Below are 9,497 nucleotides of genomic sequence, written 5' to 3' on the forward strand. Positions count from 1 at the left end.
TTCGGCTGATGAAGGAGCGTTTGTCTTTGTCAATCGGATGGCCGGTTACGGGGTGAAGCCGACGCTTGAGCGTCCGAGGGACGATGCATGCGAACGGAGGTTCCTGGCCGGACGGAGCCTGATGGCGACCGGCTCAGGCCGACCCTGAGCCGTCTTCGGGCCACGATGTCGGCAACGACCGCTTTCGAATTCCGAGCGGACATCCATCCGCATCACGTCTGCCGTACGGGCGCTCGCAGCCGGCGGGTCGCTAGCGGCCGTCATGCACTCGCTCAGAGGCACTCACTGAACTCGGTCAGATCACCAGCACGCGTTTAGCGATGCGCGTGGCCGCTGTGACTTCGTCGTGAGGCGCCGCTATTTGAACTTGACGAGGTCCTTGAAGATCAGTTGACCCCAGGTATTCCCCCTGCCTTGGACAAGCGAGCCGCCATCCTTGAGCGGTCCTAGCGCAATCGGCGCGAAACCGAGTTGTTCGGCCAAAGCAGCGACCGGTGCCACCGCATTTTCGTCATCGCTCGACAAAAACACGACGCGGCTGCCGCCATTTACGCTCGGATCAGCGGCCAGAACGGCAGCGGGCAGATGGTTAAAGCCCTTTACGAACCTGGCGCCGGTAAACGCTTTGGCGACAACCGTGGCCGACGGTTGACCTTCCAGGTCTTCAACGGGAACACCGAAAGCATTTGTCACGTCGATGATCGTCTTGCCCTGCCAGGTTGTGATCCGCTTCGCGACTTCGCGATGTTCCCAAAACGGAACCGCCAGAAAGATCGTGTCGGACGCGATTGCATCCTGCAGCGTCCCGGGGACAACGGTGGGGCCGATCGCTTGCGCCTGCTGCATCAACCTCTCGGGAGGGCGCCGGCTGGCGACGGTCACATCGATGTTCTTTCTTGCAAACGCTCGGGCGAGTGCCTGACCTACCGCGCCAAAACCAATAATCGAATAACTCATGCGAACTCTCCATTCGGTATTGATAAGTAATCCATATTTATCGACACAATCCAGATCATCTTCGTCGAGGTGACAGATCCTTCTACACGCTTTTCGGCGCGATTTCAGATGGCCGAGAAGCCGCCGTCGACAGACAACTCCACCCCATTCACGAAGCTCGAATCGTCTGAAGCAAGAAACAGCGCGACCGTCGCAATTTCCTCAGGACGCCCCATCTTTCCCCGCGGGATCAGGGATTCGAACATCCGCTTCGTCTCCTCGGTGAGAACCTGGTCCTGCATCGGTGTGGCGATCGGCCCCGGGCTCAGCACGTTCACCCGGATATTCCTGCCCTTCAGTTCGTTAAGCCAAGTGCGTGCGAATGAGCGCAACGCCGCCTTGCTCGCCGAATACACGCCATAACCAGGAAAACCTTTCACCGAAGCAACTGACCCGGTCATGACGATCGATCCACCATCGTTGAACAGCGGCAACGCCTTCTGAACCGTAAACAGCGTTCCGCGCGTATTCAGACCGAAGGTCGCATCGAAGTGCTGCTCGGTAATCTCGCCCAGAGGGATCGCTTCGCCCGTGCCTGCGCTCGCGAACAGGATGTCGATCTTGCCCTTTTCCCGCTTGACTGCATCGAACAGGCGGTCGAGGTCGTCTAGATTGGCCGCGTCGCCGCGCACGCCGGTCACGTTCCGGCCAATCAGCTTGACGGCCTCGTCGAGCGCCTCCTGCCTCCGGCCCGTGATGAAAACATAGGCGCCTTCTTCGACGAACCGCTTGGCGCTCGCCAGCGCCATGCCGCTCGATCCACCCGTGACGACTGCAACCTTACCCTCAAGCTTTCCCATGACATCTCCTTTCGTGGTGTCGGACAGCGTCTCTGTTCCCATTTGCACAAATGCGCTGTATCTTATGGATCACTGATCCAGATCCTGATTCAAATATATGGATCACTGATCCACTTGTCAAGAAAATCCATGCGAGCCGACGCCAGAAAAAATTACAGCCATCTCCTTGCAGTCGCGCGTGACGTCGTCACCGAGCATGGTGCCGATGCGTCCATGCGAGATATCGCCCGCCGGGCCGACGTCGGGCTGGCCACACTATTTCGCCATTTCCCGACACGAGAAGCCTTGTTCGAAGCGTTGCTGCGCATGAACGTGGACGAACTGATACAGCATGCAGCCGAACTCGAAACGTCGAATCCACCTGACGAAGCGCTGGTGTCCTGGTTTCGCGAAGGGGTTGCATTCGTTCATACCTATAACGGTATTTGCGCCTTGTTTGCGACCGCGCACGCGGACCCGGACTCCGCGCTTCACGCTTCGAGCACAGCGCTGCGTTCAGCGGGCGCGCGACTACTGCTCCGCGCTCAGGCCGAGGGAACGGCGCGCGCCGATATGGATGGGGTCGACCTGTTCGCCCTGATGTCGGCGTTCGGCTGGCTCGTCGGCCAGCCCGCATTCGCGCCACGAGGGGATCATCTCTTTCACGTTATTACGAGCGCCATCCTGACAAATCGGTCGAGCAACGATGTCAAGAATTAGGTCCCGCGAACGAGCAAACAAAGAGCCGTGTCCAACGGCTCTTTTTGACTGGCCGGCGAAATCGCCTGCACCGGCCGATTGAACGCATTATTGCGTCAAGCCTTTCCTGCAAAGAGGATCAGGTTTCCGTCCGGGTCGCGCACAATGAACGTTCGCGCACCCCACGGCTCTGTGCGAAGAGCCTGATGGAACGTGACGCCAGCCGCTTCATATTCGAGGTAGAGCGGCTTGGCGTCGTCAAGCGTGATCGACGCAGACAGGAGATCCTCGCTGTCCCGCAGTTCCGAATCGATGACCGATGAATGGACCCAGCGAAGATTAAGGCGCGCGCCATCGCGAACTACCTGGCCATAGAACGGCGGATCGCCGTAGGCAAACGCCACGGTGAATCCGAGTTTCTTCGTGTAGAAATCAGACGAGGTTTTAAAGTCGGTGATGAAAAGCTGAGGCTCGGCGTTCAGCAGAACGGGCCGGGCGAACGGTTTTGAATCTGTGCCAGTCATGGATTGCACCTCTTTTCGAAGCGCCTCCCAACTCTCGAACGTCAGTTTCCGCGCGATCAGTTCCTGAGCGTCGCTTAACTGGAAATGACTTGCCATCACCTGTTGATCCGTCAGATGGCGGTAGCCTGGCAACAGGGATCGGATTTGCGCGGCGACTGGGTAATATCCCTCACGATGCCAGCGGAGATATTGCTTCGCTTGCTTCTTCAGGTGTTCGAGATTGGGCATGGGCGCATAACGGTTAATGTCATGTAGGCGGGCATGGCCCGTCCGACCCCAAAGGTCGATGCGCCCTACAGCACAAACTGACTCTAGGTTCGAACCAGAGATACGTCAAGAATCCTGGATGTTCTCCGCATCGACATTCCGGCAGCGATGGCGCTCCTTTTTTGCCACGCCTGGCCGCTCAAAACGTTTTCACAAGCGTGTTGGCGTGACGCTCAGGCGTTTGGCGCAACGATGGTCGGTGTAGTATGGCCAAGCAATCTTTATGGCGGACCCTCGCGGAGAAAAATCAGTGGGCATTCAACACTATCCCGATCTCAAGGCGCTCGTATTCGACGTACAAGGCACAGCAACGGACTTCCGGAGCACCCTTGTCGAAGAGGCTGTTCGGCTCAGCGGCTCGCGTGCCCTCGAAGTCGACTGGGGTACGTTTGTGGATGAGTGGCGTGGTCTCTACCGGCCCGCTCTGGACGCGGTTCTGTCCGGCGCGCGCCCTTGGACATCAGTTGACCTGATCTACCGGGAGGCGCTGGACCAGTTGTTGGACAAGCGGGGGCTGACGTTCTTTTCAGAAGAAGAGCGTCGTGAGTTGAATTTCGGCTGGCAAAAGATTCGTCCGTGGCCAGACGTTGTCGACGGGCTTGTTCGGCTTAAGAAGAACTACAAAATCGCTACGCTATCGAATGCTGATGTCAGTGCAGTCATCAATATCGCAAAGCATGGCAATTTGCCTTGGGACGCAATCTTCGCGGCCGAAATGGCTGGCACATTTAAGCCTGACCCGCGGACATACAACATGGCGATGAAGTACCTAGGCCTGCAGGCGCACGAAGTGATGATGGTGGCCTGCCACAAATACGACCTTCAAGCCGCCAAACAACTTGGCATGCGCACCGCTTTCGTGGCGCGACCGTTGGAGTTCGGCCCGGCAGGAAAGGTCGATACCGCCTTCGAAGCAGCCTTTGATGTCAATGCCTCCGATTTTTTGCATCTGGCTCAACAACTCGGCTGCTAGGTTCCGCACGGACATCAAACACGCCGGCGTACGGTTGCTAGCACCCGTGCACGCGCAACCCACTCGTTTAGACGAGTGCAATCTTGCCGGTAGCGAGGTCATACACGCCACCAACAATGTCGATCTTCTTGCTCGTGTAGAGTTTTTGGACGATCGGCGGTGAGTTCTTCAGTCGAGCCACCTGCCGGCGCACGTTCTCGGCGACCGCGTTGTCCAGCAAGTTGCCGGTCTGCGTCTTCTCGGCGGCGATGACGGCCGGTTTGATCGCGGCGATGAGCCCCGGCAAATGGCCCGGGAGGACCGCATTGGCCTTCAGCACTTTGATTGCGGCGTCAACCGCGCCGCATCCGGTGTGGCCTAGCACCATGACGAGCGGCACCCCCAGGAACTGGGCGCCGTATTCGAGGGAGGCAAGCAGATCCGGGTTCACGATGTTGCCCGCGACGCGTAAAACGAAGAGATCGCCCGGCCCCTGATCGAACGCGAACTCCGGCGCCACGCGAGAATCGGCGCAACTCAGGACCGTGGCAATCGGATATTGTCCCTGCACACGGGCGGCGCGCCCCGACGAGAAGTCGCGCTCGTTCGGCATGTTGGCGGCGTAGCGCGCGTTGCCATCCATCAGCCGCTTCAACGCGTCCGCAGGCGCGATCGAGTTGGGTGGCGGCGATGCGCCTGGCGCTGGCGGTTCGGCCGCGATCGCGGCGCCCACGCTCCACGGAAGGAGCGCCGCGAGTGCGCTGGTCTTCAGGAAATCCCGGCGCGATACCTGAGGCTCGTGCTGCGCATCACCGCACACATCACACATTTGAGTTCCTCCGTCATCGCTGGGCGCATTCGGCCGCAAACGGATACTTGCCGCATCACAACGCGACTGGCACACCGATTCCCGGCTTTGTGTGCCTCACGCGGTGATCCAACGCCACGCGGTAGATCAGCCAACGTGCTTAATCGAGTCTATACCGTCGCGAGGGGTAGCACCCGGAAAACTGCGCAACTGCGAAGGGCGGACGGTGGCGGCGTATGGCGGGGTGAATTGGCGCATCCCCTGCAATCACTTCCGCTTTCGTCGCTGTCGATTCCACGCCGCGGCCACGCGGAGAGCCGGCCGCGAGAACGTCAGTGTTACTATGTTTCACTCGGATCAAGCCACCTTGCCGATACCCGCCTCGGACGACCGTTCGAATTTCCACCCCGCACGTTCGTTCGAAGGAACAAGCATTGACCCGATCACACTCGCCGGCGCGCTTCGACGCACCCGGAGATGAGCAGCATCAACGTATCGTGGATGCCATTCATGACCATGGCTGGTCGGAGCAGGACAATTTCTTTCCACCGAATTTGACGCTCGCGCTGGGGTTGGAATGTGCCGCGCTTGCGACGGCCGGGATGCTCACATTGGCGCGTGTCAGCCAGGGCGCGGCGCGTTCGCACCAGCCCGATGTGCGCGGGGACCAGATTCAGTGGCTGGAGGCGGGCCAGTCCGAAGCTCGCGACCGGTATCTCGCGATCATGGAAACGCTGCGTATTGCGTTGAATCGCGGACTTTTTCTGGGACTCGAAGAATACGAAAGCCACTTCGCCTACTACGCCCCGGGCGCTTCGTATCTGCGACACCGCGATCAATTTCGCGATGACGATAGCCGCACGGTGTCCGTCGTCGTCTATCTGAATGCGGACTGGCTGCCTGAGGACGGCGGGGCGTTGCGGCTGCATCCAGAGGGTTTGAGCACGCAGGACATCTCGCCAGTCGGCAGCCGGATCGCAGTGTTTCTATCCGCCGATATGCTGCACGAAGTATTGCCTGCGACGCGCGACCGCATGTCGCTCGCGGGATGGTTTAGACGCCGCTCGTGATCTCCCAGGCCGTTCCGGGGCGTCGCGATTTTCGTGTTGTTCACGCCGATTGCTTAACGAGCGCGAACAGACAGTTTGGCAATTGAACGATAAGTGGAAGGGCTGATACCGCACGCGGTTTGCCACGCGTGAATCATGTGCGCCGAATCAAAGAATCCCGCAACCTGAGCGGTTGTCGTTAGCGATTCGTCGCAGTTGCGCATCCGGTGTCCAGCAATCGTGATTCGCACGGCCTGTTTGAGTTGGGCAAACAGCAAGCCGTGGCGCGCGAACTGTCGCTGAAGCGTTCGTAACGAGGTGCCTGCCCGGGTCGCACATTGCTCGATATCTACGCCCGGCTCCGCGTACAGCAACTCAAGAACTTCATGAATCGCCGGGGCCGCGGGCCCGAGATTGGCGAACAGCGTCAAGATTGCACGGTCATGGTCGACCATGTTGGCCCGGTGTCCGTCCGATAACAGGTCCAGGAAGTGCGACATCAGTTCTGCCCTGAACAAATCATCATGTTCCCCGGTCACTGAAATCCGACTTACTTCTTCGGCATCTGTGCCGCAGTTCTCGAGACGGGTCTTCACTCCAAAATGGGCAGCCTGATTCAGCGCATTCCAACGGGATTCGAAATCTTCTGCGCGTACAGTTGGTGGGAACAGGGCGGCGATCGGGTTCGCGTCGACCGCAATGGCGATGGCCAACTGCTGCCTCACCTTCGTCAATGACAGCCCGCCTGCAGCGGACTGCGCCGCGTGCGCGTAGTGATCGTGTGTAACGAGTCCAGACACGACGCGCTGGATCGCATGCACGAGAAGCGCCGACTCACTGGTATTACGCAAAGTGAGTGCGTCGCAAAGAAGATGGTAGCTAACCGGCTCCCGGTGTCGCTTTCGTATCACTTGCATCGATTTCGGATTCGATTGTCGTGTCGCGTATTTACAATCCCCGGCGTTCGCCAGGCCCGATCATCGTCGAGTCAAATTTCAACAGGAAACGGCGATGGAGCACGATATCTTACCCTCCTACTTTATCGGTGACACCCGAGTCGACGCCACACTGCGGCGCCTCTACGCTGCGACGCTTCGCATGGATCCTCCCGCGCGGCAAGCTGTTGCTGCGCACGGACTTGACGAGGGTGCCCCCGGATTCTATGAAGCGATGAAGGATGCCTACATGCCCGTCACACCCGACCTTGGCATGTTGCTTTATCTGCTCGTGCGAAGCAGTCTCGCCAGGACCGTGGTGGAATTCGGAACGTCATTCGGCATTTCGTCTATCTGGATTGCTGCCGCGCTGCGTTCGAACGGCAATGGTCGGCTCGTCACGACGGAGATGGATGGGGGCAAGGTGAGTTGTGCGCGCAACAATCTTCGCGAGGCCGGACTGGACGATCTGGTGGAGATTCGCGCGGGCCTTGCCGAGCAAACGCTGCGGGAGCCGCTTCAGCACCCGATAGATCTGGTACTGCTTGACGGCGCAAAATCTGCTTATCTACCCGTATTGCGCCTGCTTGAGCCAAATTTGCGATCCGGTACGCTGATTCTGGCCGACAACACCGACATGCCCGGGTCGCGTCCGTTTCTTGACTATGTGCAGGAACCTTGCAATGGCTATCGCTCGGCGAGTATCGTTACCGAGGCGCTGGGGGCAACGCATCCCTGCATGGTGTTGCTCCGTGTGCGCGAATAAGATTTTTTGCCTGACTTTGGGAGTCTTTCACCGAAAGCGTTGCAGTTGATCGCGATGGCTCCGTCGTCAGAGACTCCGCTGAATCTAAAAGGAAGCATGAGACGACTGTTCATCGCTGTGCTCGCAGCCACCTCTTTCGCGACTTGCGTTCATGCGCAAAGCAACGCGTCCGGCCCGCTCGTCACGCCCTCGGGAACACTGCAATTCGTGCGCGTCGACCGCGATTTCGTGGGGATGCTCGACAACGAAAATTTCGATCGTTTCGGTGCGAACACGCTCACGCATTTCGATGACGTGGGCAGCGCAAATGACACTGTCATGCGCACGCTCGTGCAGACTGATTCCGGCCCGGTGCTTTACGACTTTCGCCACCGTCCGCCCCTTGTGCAGCGCTCGGGTGTGCGCATGACGGTCAAGCGCGTGTTCTGGCAAGGCGACGAAGTCGTGATGCAAAGCTCCCAAGGCTGGTTCCGATTCAAAGGCGGCGTACTGACGAAGCTGCAGTCGGTTACGACGACCTACCATTGATTACGCGCGCACCTCGAACGCATGCTCGCGAGCGATGACGTACATCGCCTCGCCGCGAAGGCCATTGTCTTTCTCCAGGTTGCCTTAGGCTCGTGTGGGGTCGGGCTGACGCCGCGAAAGTCTTCTTGGGCTTGGGGCGAGGCCGACTGAATTACTAAACGGAATCCGAACGTGGCCCAGTACTACGTGAATTCGGAGGTCGATTTCAGCCGGTCATTCCATCGAGAACATCGAAGTGCGATGGTACGATTACCCGCCTTCACCCCTGCGTTTCGCCCAGAGTCCATGCGCAACCTCGCCTGTCTGTTTCTCTCGATCACGCTTGCCTCGCCGCTGTCGGCCCTGGCGTTCGGCACCGACAATCCAGACTACGATCAATGCATCCTGCTATCGCTGAGGAACAGCCAAAGCAGCATGGCGGCAAACGCGATCAGACGCTCGTGCGAAGCGCTTTACAGAAACGGCGAGCTGCTCTTGCCTCGCGAAAAATCGTATCACGTCTGTGTCCTGCAGAATGTGCAGAGTGTGAGAGACGAATTTGCGGTTCAACAGATCCTGCGAGCATGCCAACGCCAGAATCAGATGTGAACTATTTCGGATTGCTGATGCTGCAAATCGCGTCGTAGTGCGTTCTGGATCGGCGTAGCCGTTCGCTTCGGGGCGACTACGGAAATTCGTCGTCGGCCCGAGATCGGCCAGGAGCCGTCGTTTTGGAGTGGTAGCTTTCAGGTTGTCGAACTATTGATGGACGCTGTCTTAGTCCCATGATAAATACCGGTGCGAGGCAACACCGCGCTTCGCATATTCTTCAAAGGATAAAATCGTGACGAAGATGATTTTTGTGAATTTGCCTGTCGCGAACCTCGCGGCATCGCAGCGCTTTTACGAGGCACTGGGCTTCACGAACAACGCGGTATTCAGCGATGACACGGCTGCCTGCATGGTGTGGAGCGAGTCGATAAACGTCATGCTGCTGACCCATGCCAAGTGGGGCACGTTCACAGCTCGTCCCATTGCGCCCAGCACCTCAAGCGAGGTGATGCTCGCTGTCTCCTGCGACAGTCGCGAGGCGGTCGACGCGATGAATACGGCCGCGGCGGCTAACGGCGGGACAGCCGATATCAACCCGATGCAAGACCTCGGTTTTATGTACAACCGAAACCTGGCCGATCCCGACGGCCACGTCTGGGAAGC

Annotated in this window: 12 protein-coding genes; 7 read left to right on the plus strand and 5 right to left on the minus strand. The window is 58.8% G+C overall.

Annotated elements, in window-relative coordinates; all coding sequences use genetic code 11:
• Positions 1-357 precede the first annotated feature (357 nt).
• Both PQQ96_RS07480 and PQQ96_RS07485 read right to left on the minus strand, forming a co-directional pair.
• On the minus strand, positions 358-957 hold the full coding sequence (locus PQQ96_RS07480) for an NADPH-dependent F420 reductase (RefSeq protein WP_408290449.1): 600 nt from the start codon (positions 955-957) through the stop codon (positions 358-360).
• A gap of 104 nt (positions 958-1,061) precedes the next feature.
• Complete coding sequence (locus tag PQQ96_RS07485) at positions 1,062-1,796, minus strand: SDR family NAD(P)-dependent oxidoreductase (protein WP_408290451.1); 735 nt, start codon at positions 1,794-1,796, stop codon at positions 1,062-1,064.
• A 129-nt stretch (positions 1,797-1,925) separates the two neighbouring features.
• On the opposite strand from PQQ96_RS07485, the gene PQQ96_RS07490 reads away from it, so the two are divergent.
• Positions 1,926-2,495, plus strand: a complete 570-nt coding sequence (locus tag PQQ96_RS07490) for a TetR/AcrR family transcriptional regulator (protein WP_408290453.1) — start codon at positions 1,926-1,928, stop codon at positions 2,493-2,495.
• Between the two features lie 95 nt (positions 2,496-2,590).
• Here PQQ96_RS07490 and PQQ96_RS07495 read toward each other — a convergent pair whose 3' ends face one another.
• Positions 2,591-3,226, minus strand: coding sequence for a bleomycin resistance protein (locus tag PQQ96_RS07495; RefSeq protein WP_408290455.1), 636 nt, complete (start codon positions 3,224-3,226; stop codon positions 2,591-2,593).
• A gap of 289 nt (positions 3,227-3,515) precedes the next feature.
• On the opposite strand from PQQ96_RS07495, the gene PQQ96_RS07500 reads away from it, so the two are divergent.
• Positions 3,516-4,238, plus strand: coding sequence for a haloacid dehalogenase type II (locus PQQ96_RS07500; protein ID WP_408290456.1), 723 nt, complete (start codon positions 3,516-3,518; stop codon positions 4,236-4,238).
• Between the two features lie 67 nt (positions 4,239-4,305).
• Here the strand turns inward: PQQ96_RS07500 and PQQ96_RS07505 are convergent, their stop codons facing one another.
• A complete protein-coding gene (locus PQQ96_RS07505; RefSeq protein ID WP_408290457.1) occupies positions 4,306-4,950 on the minus strand; it encodes a carbonic anhydrase in 645 nt (214 codons plus the stop codon).
• 509 nt (positions 4,951-5,459) lie between these two features.
• Here PQQ96_RS07505 and PQQ96_RS07510 point away from each other — a divergent pair.
• On the plus strand, positions 5,460-6,095 hold the full coding sequence (locus PQQ96_RS07510; RefSeq protein WP_408290459.1) for a 2OG-Fe(II) oxygenase: 636 nt from the start codon (positions 5,460-5,462) through the stop codon (positions 6,093-6,095).
• Positions 6,096-6,148: 53 nt separating this feature from the next.
• On the opposite strand, the gene PQQ96_RS07515 is transcribed toward PQQ96_RS07510, so the two are convergent.
• Complete coding sequence (locus PQQ96_RS07515) at positions 6,149-6,895, minus strand: helix-turn-helix domain-containing protein (RefSeq protein WP_408290460.1); 747 nt, start codon at positions 6,893-6,895, stop codon at positions 6,149-6,151.
• Between the two features lie 190 nt (positions 6,896-7,085).
• On the opposite strand from PQQ96_RS07515, the gene PQQ96_RS07520 reads away from it, so the two are divergent.
• The 4 genes from PQQ96_RS07520 to PQQ96_RS07535 all read left to right on the plus strand — a co-directional run.
• Entirely contained in the window at positions 7,086-7,775 is a 690-nt protein-coding gene (locus PQQ96_RS07520) for an O-methyltransferase (protein WP_408290462.1), read from the plus strand.
• 96 nt (positions 7,776-7,871) lie between these two features.
• The gene (locus tag PQQ96_RS07525) at positions 7,872-8,303 is read left to right on the plus strand and encodes a hypothetical protein (protein ID WP_408290464.1); all 432 of its coding nucleotides are present in this window, start codon (positions 7,872-7,874) and stop codon (positions 8,301-8,303) included.
• A gap of 285 nt (positions 8,304-8,588) precedes the next feature.
• Positions 8,589-8,891 carry a VF_A0006 family four-cysteine protein gene (locus PQQ96_RS07530; protein WP_408290482.1) on the plus strand — a complete coding sequence of 101 codons (303 nt, stop codon included), beginning with the start codon at positions 8,589-8,591 and terminating at the stop codon, positions 8,889-8,891.
• A gap of 235 nt (positions 8,892-9,126) precedes the next feature.
• On the plus strand, positions 9,127-9,497 hold a 371-nt coding region (locus PQQ96_RS07535; RefSeq protein ID WP_408290465.1), incomplete at its 3' end, for a VOC family protein.

The sequence above is a fragment of the Paraburkholderia sediminicola genome (assembly GCF_046027825.1).
Lineage (GTDB): Bacteria > Pseudomonadota > Gammaproteobacteria > Burkholderiales > Burkholderiaceae > Paraburkholderia > Paraburkholderia sediminicola_D.

What these genes read in the sequence shown, in the direction of transcription:
- PQQ96_RS07480 (WP_408290449.1), bottom strand. Translation starts at nt 957, where the DNA reads ATGAGTTATTCGATTATTGGTTTTGGCGCGGTAGGTCAGGCACTCGCC.
- PQQ96_RS07485 (WP_408290451.1), bottom strand. Translation starts at nt 1,796, where the DNA reads ATGGGAAAGCTTGAGGGTAAGGTTGCAGTCGTCACGGGTGGATCGAGC.
- PQQ96_RS07490 (WP_408290453.1), top strand. Translation starts at nt 1,926, where the DNA reads ATGCGAGCCGACGCCAGAAAAAATTACAGCCATCTCCTTGCAGTCGCG.
- PQQ96_RS07495 (WP_408290455.1), bottom strand. Translation starts at nt 3,226, where the DNA reads ATGCCCAATCTCGAACACCTGAAGAAGCAAGCGAAGCAATATCTCCGC.
- PQQ96_RS07520 (WP_408290462.1), top strand. Translation starts at nt 7,086, where the DNA reads ATGGAGCACGATATCTTACCCTCCTACTTTATCGGTGACACCCGAGTC.
- PQQ96_RS07525 (WP_408290464.1), top strand. Translation starts at nt 7,872, where the DNA reads ATGAGACGACTGTTCATCGCTGTGCTCGCAGCCACCTCTTTCGCGACT.
- PQQ96_RS07530 (WP_408290482.1), top strand. Translation starts at nt 8,589, where the DNA reads ATGCGCAACCTCGCCTGTCTGTTTCTCTCGATCACGCTTGCCTCGCCG.